We start from the raw sequence: 16,274 nt of genomic DNA on the forward strand, positions 1-16,274 counted from the left end.
TACCCCACCCTACTCAGCCACAGGTGTGGCTTCGTTGAGGGTGGGGCTTCCTGTTTCCACGACGCGCTTTGCAGACACCGAATGGGTGTCCGTAGGGAACGCAGTCTCCACAGACGTTGATTCGGGCCATCCCAGCCCTAGTTCAGCAAAGCCTCTCTGCAAGACGTTCATCGCCGCGTTCGCGTCACGGTTACACTCGAACCCACAACTCGGACACGAGTGCTCTCTGACCCAGATGGGTTTCGCTGTCTCCACACCACACGTCGCACACTCTTTCGTCGTTCCCGCTGCTTCGACTTGCACGACGTGTGTCCCGTACAGCTCACCTTTGTATTCCAGAAGAGTGATGAACTGTCGCCACGCCGCAGCCTGCTTGTTCCGCGCGTTCCCATCGTCTTGAAGCATCTCAGCGACGTTCAGGTCTTCCACGAACACCGCATCGTACTCTGTGACGAGCCATATCGTGAGCTTGTGCTGGTAGTCCAGCACCTTCTGACGGATGTGGCGTTTGACCTTCCCAACCGCTTGGCGCTGGTTTTCGTAGTTGTTTGACCCGTGTTCTTTCCGTGAAAGTTTGCGTTGTTCACGGTACAGACGCTCGTATTCGTCTTCGAGGTCGATCCAGTCCACAGTCGTACCGTCCGAAGTGTGGATGTAGTTGAGGATGCCGAGGTCAACGCCCGACGCTATTGTCCGTGTTGAGCGAGTCCACGTCGGGTTTCTCGGGCAGGTCAGCCTCGTCGGTTTCCAGCCCGAAAGAGATGAACCAGTCACCGGTCGTCTCTTTTTTCACTGTGACCTCTTTGATAGCTGCTTCGTCGGGGATCTCGCGGTGGTAGCGGAGTTTGATCTCTCCGATTTTGGAGAGCCAGAGCGTCGCGCGTCGGCCACTCGTGTTTTTGAGTTTGAAGCCGGACTGCGAATACGTTATACTCTGGAACTCTCTCGGAGACTTCCAGTTGAGCTCCCCGACCTTGCGTCCGTTTTGCTTCTGCTTGGAGAGTCCAGTGAGATTCTGGTAGAACCGAGTGACGGTTCGTTGCAGAGCCTTCGAGTTGACTTCCGGGAAAACGGGGAACTCGTCTTTCCAGTCGGGGAGTCGGGAGTGGTGCTTGTACGCAGAGCCGATGTCGTCGGCGTCAACGTTCTCGTACTCGTGCAGGGTGTCGTTGTACGCTTGGCGATGAATGTCGATATGGTAGTCTAGTTCAGCCGCTACCTCTTGTGTCGGGTAGGCATGGTAGCGGTGACTGTACTCCGTCGCTACCTATTGATTATCGATATGTTGTATTAATGGTTTGTAGTGGTGTGCGGCGATTCATCCCCTCCCTACTCGCTCCCGTTGGTCGCTCCTCGAGGAAGGGGCATTCTCGCCTCACTTCTGGTAACTCACGCAACCGTGCGGGGGCGGCGTGGGGGACTTTCCTGCGAATGCTGGAGTACAAGTGCGAACGTGAAGGCACGTACTTCGTATCGGTAGAACCATCAGGGACAACCAAAGAATGCGCTGCCTGCGGTGTCAAGACAGACAAGCCGTTGTGGGTGCGGGAACACTCGTGCCCCTCGTGTGGCTTCACCGCCGATAGGGACTGGAACGCGGCATGGAATATTCTTTCTCGCGGAATCAAGCAGTTAGGAGCGGGACGCTCCGAAACAACGCCTGCGGAGACTGCGCTCCCTACGGGGACCAATTCGGTCCCTGCAAAGCGTGTCGTAGAAACAGGAACCCCCGACCTCAAGGAACGAACCGCGTCAGCGGCGAGTGAGTAGGTCGGGGTAGTTCACAAGCGTTCGTTGGCCGACCGGGATCCGACCCGTCGACGTCGACCGGTCCCGCTCACTCCTCGTCGTACTCGTCGTAGATCCGGTCCATCCGCGCGGCCATCACGAAGTCGGACCGGTGGAGGCCGTCGATGTCGTGGCTCCACATCTCGATTCCGACCTCCCCCCACGAGAGGTGGATGTCGGGGTGGTGCCACTCCGCCTCGGCGAGCTCGCCCACGTCGTTCGTGAACGCGAGCGCGCTTTGGAAGTCCGGAAAGGCGTACGTCGCTTCCAGGTGGTGCTCCTCGATCACCTCCCAGGCGTCGCCGAGTTCGGCGAGGTGGTCGGCGTACTCTTCCGGCGTCAGCGGCTCGTCGTCCTCCGCGGACGGCTCAACGGGCTCGTCGGCGAGCGAGGATGTCATGTGCTCCCGTTGGTCTCGGAAGGGTTTGTACCTTCCGTGCGCGGGTCGCGCACGCCGCCGGCGGGCTCGCCCGCAACGAGGCGGTTAAACCGCCCCCGGTCCTCGGAGGAGCCATGAATCTCGGCTCCACGTTCGGCACGGACGCGCCGGTGATCGGCATGATACACCTGCCCGCCCTCCCCGGCGCGCCCGGCGCGCCCGACGACGGCGCGGTCGCGATGGACGCGGCCGTCGAGCGCGCCGTCGACGACGCGCGGACCCTCGAGGCCGGCGGCGTCGACGGCCTGATGATCGAGAACTTCGGCGACGCCCCCTTCTACCCCGACGACGTGCCGAAACACACCGTCGCGGCGACGACGCGCGCCGCGACGGCCGTCGCCGGGGCGGTCGACCTCCCGATCGGGATCAACGTCCTCCGCAACGACGCCGAGGCGGCCGTCTCCGTCGCCGCCGCGGTCGGGGCGGCGTTCGTCCGCGTGAACGTCCACACCGGCGCGCGGGTCACGGACCAGGGGATCGTCGAGGGGCGCGCCCACGAGACGGTCCGGCTCCGCGAGCGGCTCGGCGTCGACGTCGGGATCCTCGCCGACACCGACGTGAAACACTCCGCGCCGCTCGCGCCCGCGGGGTACTCCGCGGAGTCGTTCGCCGACACCGCCGAGCGCGGCCTCGCGGACGCCGTGATCGCCTCCGGATCCGGAACCGGCCACGCGGTCGACGACGACGCGCTCGAGGCGGTCGTCGCCGAGCGCGAGCGTCACGGCCTCGACACGCCGGTGTTCGTCGGCAGCGGCGTTCGACCCGACACGGTCGGCGACCTCCTCGGCGTCGCCGACGGCGTCATCGTCGGGACCGCGCTGAAGGAGAACGGCGAGACGACCGCGCCGGTGGACGTCGACCGGGTCGCGGAACTCGTGGCGCGGGCGGACGAGGCGCGGTGAGTACGGGCTCTTCCCCGTTTCGGTTACTGAGGGTCCGCGCCGTGCGCCGCGAGGAACGACTCGACCCCCTCGCGCGTCGGAAGTCCGGTCTGCGTGAACCGCTCCGTACAGTTGATCGCGGCGACCGCGGCCGCGAACCGGACGGCGGCGACCAGGGCGTCCCGGTCCCGCCGGTCCGACGGCTCCTCCTCCGCCAGAAGCCACCGGTCGATCAGCCCGGCGAGGAACGCGTCGCCCGCCCCGGTCGTGTCGACGACGTCGACCTCGAAGGCGTCGACCGGTGTCGTCTCGCCCCCGGCGATCACGGTCATCCCGTCCGCGCCGTGGGTGAGCACCGCGGGGCCGACGTCCGGGCTGCGGACCGCCGCGAGCCGGTCGACGGCGGCCTCGCGCCCGCCGAAGTAGGCCGGCGCGGCGACGCCGCCGGCGACGAAGAGGTCCGCGCCGTGGAGGTAGCCGTGGACCGTCTCCGGCTCGGTCCCGCGGCCGGCGAGCTCCTCGACCGGCCCCGAGAGGTCGAAGACGAGCGCGGGCCGGTCGGTCTCGGGGAGGTCGAGAACCCGGTCGAGGACCGCCCGCGCGACCCGGTCGGGCGCGTACGCCGTGAGGAAGACGACCTCGCTCGCGACGACCGACTCGAGGGTCGGCGGGTCGAGCCGGAGCTCGCGGAAGCTCTCGCCGGCGGTGACGATGGCGCGCTCGCCGTCCGGCGCGCTGAGGATCACGGAGCGCGTCGTCGGGTCGTCGCCGACCGCGACCCGAGACACGTCGACGCCCGTCTCGGCCAGCCAGGAGCGTGCCAGACGGCCGTACTCGTCGTCGCCGACGCGGCTGACGAGCCCGACGTCGCGGCCGAGCCGGTCGAGGCCGACCGCGACGTTCGCGCCGACGCCGCCCGGCGCGGTCTCGACCTCGCTGGCGTACGCGCCGCCGTCCGGCTCCGGGAGGTTCGAGACGGCGTACCACTCGTCGACCGCGGCCGCGCCGACGGCGGTGACGCGGGGCGGGTCGCGTTCGCCCCCGGTAGAGCCCGTCACGCTCCGAAGAAGGACTCGTGAACTGCCATCGCGGCTTCAGTCGCGATCGGTCCCTCGACGACGGTGTCGCCGTCCGCTCGCCGGATCACCTCGTCGGCGGGGATCGGGATCGCCCCGCCGGTGAGCTCGTGGAGCGTCTCGCCCGCGACCCCGAAGACGACGCGGCCGATCCCGGCGTAGTGGATCGCGGCGGTACACATCGGACACGGCTCGGTGCTCGCGTACATCGTACAGGCGGCCAGCTCCGCCGCCGAGAGCTCGCGGCCGGCCCACCGCGCCAGCTTCAGCTCCGGGTGGGCGCCGACGTCGTCGTCGGTGAGCGTCGTGTTCCTCGCCTCCCGTCGCACCTCGCCGTCGACGACCAACAGCGCGCCGAACGGGGTGTTCCCGTCCGCGACCGCCTCCTCGGCGAGCTCGATCGTCCGCAGGACGTGTTCCCGATCCGTGGTCATGTCACTGCCTTCGGCCCTCGGAACCTAACGTTTCCCGTCGTCGGCGGCGGGATCGGTCGGGTCGTTCCCGTCGACCGCCCCGGTCGACGCGTCGTCCGCCCTCGTCGAGTCGTCCTCCCTCGTCGAGCCGTCTCCTCCCACCGATCCGTCGTCCGACCCCGTTTCCGTCGCGGACGCTCCCTCCCGGACCGACCGGAGCTTGTCGACCGCGTCGTCGGTCGCGGCCGACCTGGTCTCGGTCACGGCAGCGGGGTCGAGCCGGTCGTCGTCGGGTTCCTCCGGCTCCGACTCTGCCGTCTCCTCGTCAGCTTCCTCGTCAGCGTCCGCCTCCTCCGAACCGCCGAGGAGGCCGCCTATCCACTCGCGAAGTGTCTTGATGGGTCTCATCGGTCAGTAGTTCCGGAACAGCAGCGCCCGCACGTCGTCCTTGGTGCGGGCCGTCTCGACGCTCCCGTCGGGCAGGTCCACCTCGTATCGCACGTCGCCGTCGCCCTCCCGCCACTTGTCGTCGTGGGTGTCGAGCAGGCTCATCATCGCGTTCAGTTGTCCGGCTCCGCCGTCGTCGACATCGGTCGTGTCGTCGTCGCTTTCGGTGTCGTCGTCGCTTTCGGCGTCCGGGGACGCCGTCCCGCCGTCGTCGGTTCCGTCCGCGGCGTCGTTCTCGTCCGCGGCGTCGGGGACCTCCACGTCGACGCGGGCGAAGGGGTCGGCCGCCAGCTCGGCGGCCGCGTCGAGGATCGCCTCGACGAGCTCCGCTTTCGTCATGTCGCTGCGGCCGGCGACGTCGAACGCGGCGGCGATCGAGTACAGGTCCGACCGGTCCGCGTCCTCGGGGTCGCCGTGTCTCCGGTTGCGCGCTTCGAGCGCCTCGCGCGCCGCCTCGCGGTCGAACGGGGGCCGATCCGCGTCGCCGTCGTCGTCCGCGTTCGAGCCGGCCGACCGGCCGGCCAGTCGGTCGGGATCGGCCGATCGGTCCGGGTCGTCGACGGCCTCCGCGAGGTCGAGCAGGTACGCGAGGACCTCCTCGGTGCCGACCGTCGCGTACGGGCCGGCGTGTCGGTCGGCCAGCTCCTCGCGAAGGGTCTCGATGCGTTCTCGGTGGTCGTCGGTGATCTCGAGCGGTGGCATGTCTCACTCCTCGCCGTCCGTCTCCTCGCCGTCCGTCTCCTCGCCGTCCGTCTCCTCGCCCTCTTCGACCTTTCTACCGAAGCGTTCGAGCGCCTCCTCCCAGCTCTCGACGAGACGGGGCTCGCCGGAGTGGTCGACCTCGACGCCGGCGTAGCCGCAGGCGTCACAGCCCACGGCCTCGGCCCCGTCGAGCGTGAACGTCGTCAGCGCGGATCCACAGCGCGGGCACTCGCTCGACACGGTCTCTCGGATGGACGGTGGACGCCGGTCGTGAAAAATACGGGGGTCGCGAGGACCCCGAGGATCACGAGAGGCCCCGGACGGGGCGTTCCTCACGAACGTTGGCTCGAGAGTGTTCCTCGCGAACGCATCGACCGGATGAACCGGTACTAATATATTAACTCGTTCTATAGTAGTCTTTGTAATGGGAACGAACGGGGTCGACCTGCTCGGCGTGCTGGAAAGCGACACGGACACGATCACGGACGCGGTGGCGACCGGACGTATCGACCTCGAGGACCTGGATCGATTCGTGGAGAGCGTCGATCGGGGAGAGCTCGAGGCGGACCGCGGCGTCGACGAGGTGGTCTGGATCGTCGGGTCGCTGCTGCGCGGCGACGCCGCCGACTGGGAGGAGATGGAACCGGCGAGCTGAGGTGCGAGCTGCGGTCGCGGGAGCGCGGCTCACGAGGCTCGTGGCACGCGGGGAGTCACCTGCGGGACGCGAGGGGAACCGGCCCGACCGGTCGGGGGCAACAATCATTAGACTCGGCGGAAACGTCGAGACATGAGCGACTCGATCGAGTCGAACCCGCTTTTCGACTACTACCGCCGCTACGTCGGCGACCCCGACCGCGCGGTGGACGTGTACGCCGGGTTCGGGCTCTTCTTCGTGGGGCTCGGCCTGGGCATCGTCGGCGTCGTCGTGTTCCTCTACAGCGCGACGCTGCCGCCGAACACCCTCTCGACGTACTCGGTCCGGCAGGTGGCCGCGGTCGCCGCCGCGCTCGGGCTCCCGGGGCTGCTCCTCGGCGTCGTCGTCCTCCTCCCGGTCGACCGCCGCATGCTGTACCTCGGGAGCGCCGGGACCGCGGTGTGTCTCGTCGCGGTCGCGTGGTTCGTCCGCGTGTACCCGCACGACTGGAACGTCGCCGAACCGCCGGACTACAGCGCGCAGGTCGTTGCGCTGTACAGCGTCGGGCTCGTCGCCGTCATCGGCGCGACCGGGGCGGCGCTCGTCGCCCACCGCGTCGAGCGGGCGTCGGGCGCGGCGGCGAGCGGAGCCGGAGCCGCGAGCGGTGCGGGCGGCGCGGCCGGTGACGCCGACGCGGGCGGCGAGAGCGCGGGAACCGAAACCGTCTCCGACGAGCAGGTCCGCGCCGACATCGAGCGCGAGCTCGACGACGCCGAACTCACCTGGGGCGGCGTGGAGCGCCCGACTGGCCGCCGGTTGGAGTTGAACACCAGTGCCGTCGACGAGGCCGACGTCGACAGCGGGGCGCTCTCCGGGTCGGCGACGGAGACGCGGACCACCTCCGGTACCGTCGACGACGCGGTCTCCCAGCTCAAGGGGCTCCAGGGCGGCGAGACGAAGACCGCGAGCGGCGAGGGCACCGACGACCAGGCCGCCGCGCTCCGCGAGCTCCGCGAGCAGCAGCGCGCGGAGGAGCAGGCCGAGGCCGACGAGTCGTCCGTCGTCGACCGCATTCGCGGGCTGTTCGAGTAGCCGGCGGGGTGGATCCGCTCCGCGACGAGTCGTGCCTCGACGGACCGTCCCACGACGAGTCCGTGGCCGTCCGCTCATCGGATCCTTATATGCCGTCGACCGTCTATTCGGGGGCGTGTCCAGCGTCACCGTGAGGATCGACCCGCACGTCCACTCCGAGGACAGCTACGACGGCCACGAGCCGGTCGATCTACTCCTCGAACACGCCGCGGACATCGGGCTCGACGCGGTCGTGATCACCGACCACGACACGATGGGGGAGTCGAAGCGGGCGGCCGAACTCGCCCCCGAGTACGGGCTGGTCGGGATCCCCGGCGTCGAGGTGTCGACCGCGGACGGCCACCTGCTCGCGGTCGGCGTCGATCGGATGCCGCCGCGCGGGGAGTCGTACGCGGCGACCGTGTCGTGGATCCACGACCGCGGCGGGGTCGCGATCGTCCCCCATCCCTTCCAGCGGTCGCGTCACGGCGTCCGCAGACGCGACGTTCCCCTCCCGGCGTCCGACGACCCCGCCGCGGTCGACGCCGTCGACGAGGTCGACGCCATCGAGGTGTTCAACGCGTGGCTGTTCACCGGCTACCGCAACCGACGCGCAAGACGGTTCGCGGCGCTCCACGGCTACCCCGGCGTCGCCGCCAGCGACGCCCACCACCTGAACTACGTCGGTCGCGCGTTCACGGAGCTGACGATCAGAGGACGCTCGTCGGTCGACGAGGTGACCGCCGAGGACGTCCTGGCGGCGATCCGCGAGGGGACGACGAGCGCGAGCGGGAAGCGCGCGCCGGTTCCGATGGCGGCGAGGCACTACCTGATCGCCGCCGGACGGAAGTCCGGCTACTACGCCCGGACGGGCGCGGACCGGGGGACCACCGCCGCGGTTCGCGCCGCGAGCGAGGCCGTCTCGATGACGCGAGTCGGCCTCTCACAGGGGGTCCACCGGTTCGGGCGGGCGCTCTCGTGGTTCCGGTAGGTCCGGCGCTCCGGGAGGGCGGCCGGCGCAGTGCGGAGCCGGCGACGCCGCCGGGGAGGCGGGGTTTTTGCCCGCGGAGGCGAAACGGACGGCCATGAGCCACGACAGACACGAGGCCGGGTTCAAGCAGCGGACCCGCGTCGCGGAGGCGCGCGCGACGCTGCTCGACGCCGTCGAGCCCCGCGGCCGGACCGAGACGGTCGCCCTCGCCGACGCCGACGGTCGCGTCCTCGCCGAGCCGATCGACGCGCCCGCGCCGGTTCCCGGCTACGACCGGGCGGCGATGGACGGGTACGCGGTCCGCGCGGAGGACACCTTCGGCGCGTCGGACCGATCGCCCGCGGTCCTGCGGGATCGGGACCGCGAGGACGGGTCGGTCGCCCCCGGCGAGGCGGCCCGCGTCCACACGGGGAGCGCGCTCCCCGAGGGCGCGGACGCGGTCGTGATGATCGAGCACGTCGAGGCCGTCGGCGACGAGGTCGAGACGTTCGACGCGGTCGCGGCCGGCGAGAACGTCGGCGCGGCGGGCGAGGACGTGGCGGAGGGCCAGCGGCTCTACGAGGCGGGCGAGACCCTCCGCCCGTCCGATCTGGGGCTGTGTAAGTCGGTCGGCCTCGAGGAGGTCGTCGTCAACGAACGTCCCGCGGTCGCCGTGATCCCGACCGGCGAGGAGCTGGTTCAGTCCGATCCCGACCCAGGGGAGGTTATCGAGACGAACGGGCTCACCGTCTCGCGACTGGTCGAGCGCTGGGGCGGCGAGCCGCGGTACCGCGAGGTCGTCACCGACGAGGAGGAGGCGCTCGCGGCCGCGATCGAGCGCGACCTCGACGCCGACGTGGTCGTCACCACCGGCGGCTCCTCCGTCGGCGAGCGCGACCTCCTCCCGGAGGTCGTCGACGAACTCGGCGAGGTGCTCGTCCACGGCGTCGCGCTCAAACCCGGCCACCCGGTGTGTCTCGGGCGGGTGGAGGGGACGCCCGTGATATCGCTGCCGGGCTACCCCGTGGCCTGTATCGTGAACGCCGTCCAGTTCCTCCGGCCGGTCCAGAAGCGCGTCGGCGGGACGACCGCCGATCCGTTCCCGACCCGGCGCGCGCGGCTCGACCGGAAGGTGGCGAGCGAGCCCGGCACGCGGACGTTCGCTCGCGTGAAGCTGTCCCGCGAGGGTGACGCCGGGAGAGGTGGCGGAGGCGACGACGAGGCCGGCGGGAGCGGCGACGGCGACCCGCCCTTCGTCGCGACGCCCACCCGCGCCAGCGGGTCCGGCGTCCTCTCGAGCGTCGCCCTCGCGGACGGCTGGGTCGTCGTGCCGGAGCCGCGGGAGGGGCTCGACGCCGGCGACGTCGTCGACGTCGAGCTCTGGGAGGTGACGGAATGACGGAGCGCAAGGAGTTCCGCGACCTGGCCGAGCCCGACGCCGCCCGCGACGCCATCGCGTCGCTGGACCTCTCGCCGGAGCCGGAGTCCGTCCCGCTGAGCGAGGCCCGCGGCCGGGTGCTCGCCGAGCGCGTCGACGCCGGGATCGACGTGCCGGGGTTCGACCGCGCGTCGATGGACGGCTACGCGGTCCGCGCCCGCGACACGTTCGGAGCCGACGAGGCCGACCCGGTCGCGCTCGACCTCGTCGGTGCGGTCCACGCGGGCGAGCCCCCCGAGGTGACCGTCGATCCGGGGACCTGCGCGGAGGTGTCGACCGGGGCGGTGATGCCGGACGGCGCGGACGCGGTGGTGATGGTCGAGCGCACCGACGAGCGGCCGACTGAGGGGGGTGAACCGGACCGGATCGCGTTCCGCACGTCGGTCGCGCCCGGCGACCACGTGATGGCTGCGGGCGCGGACATCGCCGCGGGGGCCCGCGCGCTCGGCCCCGGAACCCGGCTCACCCCCCGCGAGATCGGACTGCTCTCGGCGCTCGGCGTCGACGAGGTCCCGGTCCGCGGTCGACCCACCGTGGGGATCGTCTCGACGGGGGACGAGCTGGTCCGCCCCGGCGACGACCTCGACCCCTCGCGCGGCGAGATCTACGACGTGAACTCGACGACGATCGCGGCCGGGGTCACGGAGGCGGGCGGCGAGCCCGTCCTCTACCCCCACGCCGGCGACGACTACGCGGAGATGGAGCGGCTGCTCCGCGAGGCGGCCGACGAGTGCGACCTGGTCCTCTCGTCGGGGTCGACCTCCGCGAGCGCGGTCGACGTGATCTACCGCGTGATCGAGGAGCGCGGCGACCTGTTGCTCCACGGCGTCGCAGTCAAGCCGGGCAAGCCGATGCTGATCGGGCGGCTCGACCGCGCCGACGGCGGCGAGTCCGCCTACGTCGGGCTCCCCGGTTACCCCGTCTCCGCGCTGACGATCTTCCGGACGTTCGTCGCGCCGGCGATCCGCGAGGCCGCGGGGCTCCCGGAGCCGCGGACCGCGACCGTCGAGGGACGGATGGCCGTCCGCGAGCGCTACGCCGAGGGGCGGCTCCGGCTGATGCCGGTCGGCCTGCTCGACCTGGGCGACGACGCGGCGGCTGACGGCGCGGCCGCGGACGGCCCTGCGGGCGACTCGACGGCCCCCATCGTCTACCCGGTCGACAAGGGCTCCGGCGCGACGACGAGCCTCGTCGAGGCCGACGGCGTCGTCGCCGTCGACCCGGACACGGAGTACCTCGAGGCGGGCGAGCCCGTCACGGTCCGGCTGTTCTCGCCGGACGTCCGCCCGCCGACCCTGCTCGGGGTCGGCGAGGACGACCCGGCGGTCAACCGGCTGCTCGACCGGATCGAGAGCCCGCGATACCTCCCGGTCGGCTCGCGCGAGGGGTACCGGCGGCTCCGCGACGGCGTCCCGGACGTCGCCGTGACCGCGGGACCGACCGACCGCGACGTCGACGACGTCGTCCTCGGCGGGTGGAACCGCGAGTGGGGGCTCGTCGTGCCCGCCGGGAACCCCGAGGACGTCGAGGGGCTCGCGGACCTCCTCGACCGCGACCTCCGGTTCGTCAACCGACCGACCGGCACGGGGCTTCGCCGGAGCCTCGACGACGCGCTGGCGGAACTGGCCGACGAGCGCTCGGCCGCCAGGGGCGACCTGACCGAGCGGATCGACGGCTACGGGCTGACGCTCCGGGCGTTCGAGAGCCCGGTCCGGCGGGTGCTCGACGGGGACGCCGACGCGGGGCTAGGGCTGCGCGAGACGGCCGAACGGCTCGGCTGCGGGTTCGTCCCGCTCGGCGACCAGCGGGTCGCCGTCCGCGCGGCGGCCGACCGCGTCGGCCGCGAGGCGGTCGCGTCGCTCGCGACGGAGCTCGACGACGACGGGATCGCGGACCTGATCGCGGGGCTCGCGGGTTACTCGGCGTAGCGGCCGCGTCGACGGCGCGGGACGGGACTCCCGAGAGTCGGTTCCGGACGATCAGTCCCGGACGATCCGCTCCTCGCCGTCCTCGACGACGACGTCGAGGCCGTGCTCGTGGACGAACGCGGCGGTGTAGTCGGGGACGATCCGCTCGGCGGCAAAGCGCGCCCGGAGCAGCGGGATCGTGTCGAGGAGGTCCGCGCGGGTCGAAAGCGAGGGGAGCGACTGGACGAACTCCACGTCGAGCCCGGCGTCGCGCCCGCGGGCGGCGAGCGTCGGGAGCGCGGGCGCGTCGAACGCGCCCTCGAAGTCGATCGGCTCGGCGAAGCCCGCGTAGTACGCCCGCCCGCGGGTCGAGGGGCCGATCACGACCTCGTTCGTCCGGAGCTTCATCGCCGCCGAGTCGACGACCGTCCGCGAGAGCAGCGGCGCGGTCGGCGTCACGACCGCGACCGAGTCCGCGTTCTCCTCGCGCAGCAGGTGCGTGACGGCGTTGCCGGCACGCGCGCCGAACGTCGAGCCGACCTGCCGCTCGAACCGGACGTCGCCGGTCCCGTCGAGCGTGTCGGCGACGATCGCGCGGAGCTCGGCCTCGGGCGGCGTGTCGGTGCGGTGCGGTTCGGGGAGGGCGTCCTCGGCCGGGTAGTTGACGAGCAGGTCGCCGCCGGAGCGGTCGACCGCGAGCACGGCGTCGCGGAGGGCGGCCTCGTACATATCGGCCGCCTCGGCGGTCGAGAGCGGTGTCGACTCCGCCAGCCCGGTCGCGACGAGCCCCTCGCGGGGCGGGTTCGCAAACACGACGACGACGGTCATACCGGAGGGAGTCGCGGCTCCGCCTTCAACTAAGCGAAGTCGCGCCGCATCGCGATCTCGAACCAGGGACAGAGACGGAGCTGGCGGTACAGCGCGGGGTTCTCGTGGAGGTGGTCGTAGTCGACCCACATCCGGCCGCCGATCTCCGCGGGGTCGGGGTCGAGGGAGGTGTCTTCGAGAGTGACCTTCAACACCGCACACACCTCCCACTCGACGCCCTCGTTGGGGTAGTAGCGCTTGTACTCGAAGCGGTCCGTCACCCGGAGGTCGTCGTACTGGTCGGGCGTGATCCCCAGCTCCTCCTCGAGCCGCGTCTCGGTGGCGTCCTCCTGGGACTGTCCCTCGACGGGATGGGAGGCGACGGTGCCGTCCCAGTGGCCGTCCCACAGCCGCTTGGTCGGGGCGCGCTGGGCCAGTAGGATCCGGCCGTCGGTATCGAAGACGAGGCAGGTGAACGCCCGGTGACGGATCCCGTCGCCGGTGTGGGCGTCGAGCCGGTTGACGGTGCCCTGCGGGGTGTCGTCGGGGTCGACGGCGACGACGTCCTGGGCGGCGTTCTCGTGGTCGATGGCGGCGTCGGCGCCCCCGCCGTCGGGATCGGGGGCCGCGGCGTCCTCGGAACTCATACCTTCCCGTCTCACACCGAGACTAATAAGGGTTCGATACGTCACGAGGGGTCGAATCCGATCCGCGGTTCGACGCGCTTAAACGCGTGCCACGGCTACCTAACGGGGATGAGTGACCCGGCGCTCGACGTTGTCGAGTTCGTTCTGACCACCCACTTCTACAGCGAGAACCGCGACCTCGACGAGAACGACCTTCCGCCCCGGTTCCGGCGGGTGTTCTGGTCGGCCGACGCCGCGGAGGACGCCCCCGGCGGCGTCGAGCGACCGCTGAAGGCGACCGACGCCAGCACCCGGACGGCGACCGGCGTCGAGCGTCCCTGGGACGCGGTTTCCGACCTCCTCTTTACCCAACACACGGAGTTCTCCGGCGAGATCACGCTCACCCAGCCCGAGATGGGACTAGAGTGGTACCGCGATCACGCCGAGGACGACCGGATCGCCTCGAACCCGACGCTCGTCGCGGCGCTCGCGGCCGCAGACGGTCTCGAGGCTCCCGTCTCCCGCGAGGAGGCGCGCGAGGACGTCCGGCCGATCCAGGCCGATCGCGTCTGGATCGACGCGCTCCTCGAGGAGTACTTCGACGAGGACGAGGACGGCGAGATGCTCGACCTCGTCAACGTCCGCGCGCCCGAGGAGATCGAGACCACGCTCGAGGACCTCGTGTTGACCGGCGACCAGGAGGAGGAGATCCAGAAGATCGTGAAGGCGATCGAACACCGCGAGTACCTCGCGAGCATCGGGCTCCGCGAGATCGGGAAGCTGCTGTTCGTCGGCCCGCCGGGTACCGGGAAGACCACCGTCTCGCGGGCGCTCGCCCACCAGCTCGGCATCCCGCTCGTCGAGGTGAAGATGTCGATGATCACGAGCCAGTACCTCGGCGAGACGGCGAAGAACGTCGAGAAGACCTTCGAGGTCGCCAAGCGACTCTCGCCGTGTATCCTCTTCATCGACGAGTTCGACTCGGTCGCGAAGACGCGCCGCTCGGACGAGCACGCCGCCCTGAAACGCGCGGTCAACACCCTCCTCAAGTCGATCGACGAGGTGTCGCTCGTCCGTGACGAGGTGCTCCTCATCGGCGCGACGAACCACCCCGACCAGCTCGACGCGGCCGCCTGGCGGCGCTTCGACGAGATCGTCAACTTCCCCAAACCCGACCGCGACATGCGCGCGGACATCCTCCGGGTCGTCACTCGCGAGATGCAGATCGCCGACTTCGACCCCGCGGAGGTCGCCGACCGGACCACCGGGCTCACGGGTTCCGACCTCCGGATGGTGCTTCGGGAGGCGGTGCTCGGCGCGCTGACGGAGGACCGCATGACCATCACCCAGGCGGACGTGATGGGGGCGGTCGCGGACTTCGAGGAGAGAGACAACCTCAAGAACATGGACATGATCGACGGCGAGGGCGCGGAGGTGCTCGGCCAGACGAACGACAGCGGGGCCGACCACGGCGGCGGCCACGACCACGGCGAGGGCGACGACCACGGCCACGACCACGGCGAGGAGACCGACCACGCGCACGGACGCCCACAGGACTAGGCGCGGACCGTCTCGACATCGGACCGCTTCCGAGGTCGGGCCCCCGTCATCGACCGCCCACAGACCCCCTACGCGTCCTCCCCGACCCGAACGCCCGAAACGGTGTAGCCGAACCCGCGGTCGACGACCGCCGGATCGAGCCCGACCGCCGCCATGTCGGCCGCGAGCGCGTCGGGCGTCGAGAATCGCGACCCCATGCCGATCGCGTGTTCGCCGGCGACGAGCAGCCGGCCGAGCGGATGCGTGGGGTCGAACTCGCGAACGACGAGGACGCCGCCCGGCGCGAGGACCCGCGCGACCTCCCGCAGGGCGGCCCCCCGGTCCGGCAGGTGGTGGAACGCGTCGACGACCATGACGGCGTCGACGCTGCCGTCGCGGAACGGGAGCCGACCCGCGTCGCCGGTGATCGCCGACAGTCCGCGGGTGCCTCGGGCCCGGCGGAGCATCCCGGCGGAGGCGTCGACGACCGTGATCTCGGGTCCCGTCAGCGCGGCCGCGGCGCGCCCGGAACCGCCGCCGACGTCGACGAGGCGGTCGATCGGTCGCTCCGCGCGGTCGAACCCCGCCGCGAGCGCCGCGCCGTTCGCGGGCGGCATGACGAGGTCGTAAAGCGGCGCGATCCGGTCGAAGAAGCGAACGTCGCCGAGGCCGTACATGGCGGCCCTGCGGCCGGCGCGGAGTTATAGCTCCGGATCCGACGCCGGCGGCTCCCCGTCGACGCCGCGGACGCTCCCGCCCGCGTCCCGCCGCGACCGTCCGGACCGTTTACGTCTCCCCGCGCGTAGCGACGAACATGGTATCGGATCGCACGGCGTTCACGGTCGCGGGCGCGGCGGGGGAGGGGGCGACCTGTCGGCTCGACTACCGGGCGTTCGCGTACGCCGGGAAGTTCGTCGTCGGCGACACGGGCAAGGCGTTCCTGCGAACCGGCGACGGCTCCGACGCGGTCCCAGAGTGGGAGCCCGATGAGTCGCTCCCCGAGACCGTCGATCCGGACGCGTTCGAGACGGACGTCCTCGCGGCGGTCTCCTTCTCGCCAGACCGGACCGACCCGTCGTGCTGCCGGCTCCGCTACGTCACCGTCCACGTCGCGCGTCGCGGCGAGGGGCTCGGTCCCGAGCTGGTCCGGCGGACCGTCTCGTGGCTCGCGGACGCGGGGTACGAGCGCGTCCGGATCGCCGTCAACAACCCGTTCGCCTACGATGCGCTCTACAAGTGCGGGTTCGCCTACACCGGCCAGCAGACGGGCCTCGCGGAACTCGAGCTGGAGCGACCCGCCGACGCGCCCGCGCCGACCCGCGCCGACGCCGAGCGGTACCGCGCCGGGCTGGCCGTCTTCCGCGACCGAGACGACGATCTCCCGGAGGCAGTTCGGCGGTTCCTCGCGGACCGGCTGGGCGACGGGGGAGACGACCCCGCCGATCCGCCCGATCCGCTCGACCCGCCCGCCTCGCCCGATCCCGCAGACGCGCCCGATCCCCGCAACACACTTACCGACGAGGACCCCTCCTAGAC

At 71.0% G+C, this 16,274-nt stretch carries 17 protein-coding genes and 2 pseudogenes; 9 read left to right on the forward strand and 10 right to left on the reverse strand.

The window, feature by feature from the left end; translation table 11 throughout:
- Positions 1 to 9: 9 nt before the first annotated feature.
- A pseudogene (locus tag NO889_RS06815) lies at positions 10 to 1,258 on the reverse strand (RNA-guided endonuclease InsQ/TnpB family protein); the annotation flags it as partial.
- Between the two features lie 125 nt (positions 1,259 to 1,383).
- On the opposite strand from NO889_RS06815, the pseudogene NO889_RS06820 reads away from it, so the two are divergent.
- Positions 1,384 to 1,770, forward strand: a pseudogene (locus tag NO889_RS06820) (RNA-guided endonuclease InsQ/TnpB family protein); the annotation flags it as partial.
- Between the two features lie 67 nt (positions 1,771 to 1,837).
- Here NO889_RS06820 and NO889_RS06825 read toward each other — a convergent pair.
- The gene (locus NO889_RS06825; protein ID WP_256411540.1) at positions 1,838 to 2,188 is read right to left on the reverse strand and encodes a 4a-hydroxytetrahydrobiopterin dehydratase; all 351 of its coding nucleotides are present in this window, start codon (positions 2,186 to 2,188) and stop codon (positions 1,838 to 1,840) included.
- Between the two features lie 113 nt (positions 2,189 to 2,301).
- Between NO889_RS06825 and NO889_RS06830 the strand changes: the two genes are divergently transcribed.
- Positions 2,302 to 3,129 (forward strand): BtpA/SgcQ family protein, encoded by an 828-nt coding sequence (locus NO889_RS06830; protein WP_256411541.1) that lies wholly within the window; start codon positions 2,302 to 2,304, stop codon positions 3,127 to 3,129.
- Positions 3,130 to 3,152: 23 nt separating this feature from the next.
- On the opposite strand, the gene NO889_RS06835 is transcribed toward NO889_RS06830, so the two are convergent.
- The 5 genes from NO889_RS06835 to NO889_RS06855 are packed head-to-tail and all read right to left on the reverse strand — an operon-like array spanning position 3,153 to position 5,986.
- Positions 3,153 to 4,166 carry a carbohydrate kinase family protein gene (locus NO889_RS06835; RefSeq protein WP_256411542.1) on the reverse strand — a complete coding sequence of 338 codons (1,014 nt, stop codon included), beginning with the start codon at positions 4,164 to 4,166 and terminating at the stop codon, positions 3,153 to 3,155.
- On the reverse strand, positions 4,163 to 4,618 hold the full coding sequence (locus NO889_RS06840) for a nucleoside deaminase (RefSeq protein ID WP_256411543.1): 456 nt from the start codon (positions 4,616 to 4,618) through the stop codon (positions 4,163 to 4,165). The genes NO889_RS06835 and NO889_RS06840 overlap by 4 nt, the downstream gene beginning before the upstream one ends.
- Before the next feature lie 24 nt (positions 4,619 to 4,642).
- A complete protein-coding gene (locus NO889_RS06845) occupies positions 4,643 to 5,005 on the reverse strand; it encodes a hypothetical protein (protein ID WP_256411544.1) in 363 nt (120 codons plus the stop codon).
- 3 nt (positions 5,006 to 5,008) lie between these two features.
- Positions 5,009 to 5,746 carry a Rho termination factor N-terminal domain-containing protein gene (locus NO889_RS06850; protein WP_256411545.1) on the reverse strand — a complete coding sequence of 246 codons (738 nt, stop codon included), beginning with the start codon at positions 5,744 to 5,746 and terminating at the stop codon, positions 5,009 to 5,011.
- Between the two features lie 3 nt (positions 5,747 to 5,749).
- A complete protein-coding gene (locus tag NO889_RS06855) occupies positions 5,750 to 5,986 on the reverse strand; it encodes a TFIIB-type zinc ribbon-containing protein (RefSeq protein ID WP_256411546.1) in 237 nt (78 codons plus the stop codon).
- 184 nt (positions 5,987 to 6,170) lie between these two features.
- Here NO889_RS06855 and NO889_RS06860 point away from each other — a divergent pair, with 184 nt between their 5' ends.
- The 5 genes from NO889_RS06860 (at position 6,171) to NO889_RS06880 (ending at position 11,787) form a co-directional block, all read left to right on the forward strand.
- Complete coding sequence (locus NO889_RS06860) at positions 6,171 to 6,401, forward strand: hypothetical protein (protein WP_256411547.1); 231 nt, start codon at positions 6,171 to 6,173, stop codon at positions 6,399 to 6,401.
- 132 nt (positions 6,402 to 6,533) lie between these two features.
- Positions 6,534 to 7,472, forward strand: a complete 939-nt coding sequence (locus tag NO889_RS06865; RefSeq protein WP_256411548.1) for a cell division protein CdpA domain-containing protein — start codon at positions 6,534 to 6,536, stop codon at positions 7,470 to 7,472.
- A gap of 115 nt (positions 7,473 to 7,587) precedes the next feature.
- The gene (locus tag NO889_RS06870; RefSeq protein ID WP_256411549.1) at positions 7,588 to 8,442 is read left to right on the forward strand and encodes a CehA/McbA family metallohydrolase; all 855 of its coding nucleotides are present in this window, start codon (positions 7,588 to 7,590) and stop codon (positions 8,440 to 8,442) included.
- Between the two features lie 94 nt (positions 8,443 to 8,536).
- On the forward strand, positions 8,537 to 9,820 hold the full coding sequence (locus NO889_RS06875) for a molybdopterin molybdotransferase MoeA (RefSeq protein WP_256411550.1): 1,284 nt from the start codon (positions 8,537 to 8,539) through the stop codon (positions 9,818 to 9,820).
- Entirely contained in the window at positions 9,817 to 11,787 is a 1,971-nt protein-coding gene (locus NO889_RS06880) for a molybdopterin biosynthesis protein (RefSeq protein ID WP_256411551.1), read from the forward strand. The genes NO889_RS06875 and NO889_RS06880 overlap by 4 nt, the downstream gene beginning before the upstream one ends.
- 51 nt (positions 11,788 to 11,838) lie before the next feature.
- Here NO889_RS06880 and NO889_RS06885 read toward each other — a convergent pair whose 3' ends face one another.
- Together NO889_RS06885 and idi are read right to left on the reverse strand one after the other, a co-directional pair.
- On the reverse strand, positions 11,839 to 12,594 hold the full coding sequence (locus tag NO889_RS06885; protein ID WP_256411552.1) for a DUF2064 domain-containing protein: 756 nt from the start codon (positions 12,592 to 12,594) through the stop codon (positions 11,839 to 11,841).
- A 29-nt stretch (positions 12,595 to 12,623) separates the two neighbouring features.
- Positions 12,624 to 13,220: an isopentenyl-diphosphate Delta-isomerase gene (gene idi, locus NO889_RS06890; protein ID WP_256411553.1), complete on the reverse strand. Its 597-nt coding sequence runs from the start codon at positions 13,218 to 13,220 to the stop codon at positions 12,624 to 12,626.
- Positions 13,221 to 13,328: 108 nt separating this feature from the next.
- Between idi and NO889_RS06895 the strand changes: the two genes are divergently transcribed.
- Complete coding sequence (locus NO889_RS06895) at positions 13,329 to 14,759, forward strand: ATP-binding protein (protein WP_256411554.1); 1,431 nt, start codon at positions 13,329 to 13,331, stop codon at positions 14,757 to 14,759.
- Positions 14,760 to 14,827: 68 nt separating this feature from the next.
- Here NO889_RS06895 and NO889_RS06900 read toward each other — a convergent pair whose 3' ends face one another.
- Positions 14,828 to 15,415 (reverse strand): class I SAM-dependent methyltransferase, encoded by a 588-nt coding sequence (locus NO889_RS06900; RefSeq protein WP_256411555.1) that lies wholly within the window; start codon positions 15,413 to 15,415, stop codon positions 14,828 to 14,830.
- A 137-nt stretch (positions 15,416 to 15,552) separates the two neighbouring features.
- On the opposite strand from NO889_RS06900, the gene NO889_RS06905 reads away from it, so the two are divergent.
- Positions 15,553 to 16,272 (forward strand): GNAT family N-acetyltransferase, encoded by a 720-nt coding sequence (locus tag NO889_RS06905; RefSeq protein ID WP_256411556.1) that lies wholly within the window; start codon positions 15,553 to 15,555, stop codon positions 16,270 to 16,272.
- The last annotated feature ends 2 nt before the right edge of the window (positions 16,273 to 16,274 follow it).

This window comes from Halorubrum rubrum (genome assembly GCF_024494685.1).
Classification (GTDB): domain Archaea; phylum Halobacteriota; class Halobacteria; order Halobacteriales; family Haloferacaceae; genus Halorubrum; species Halorubrum rubrum.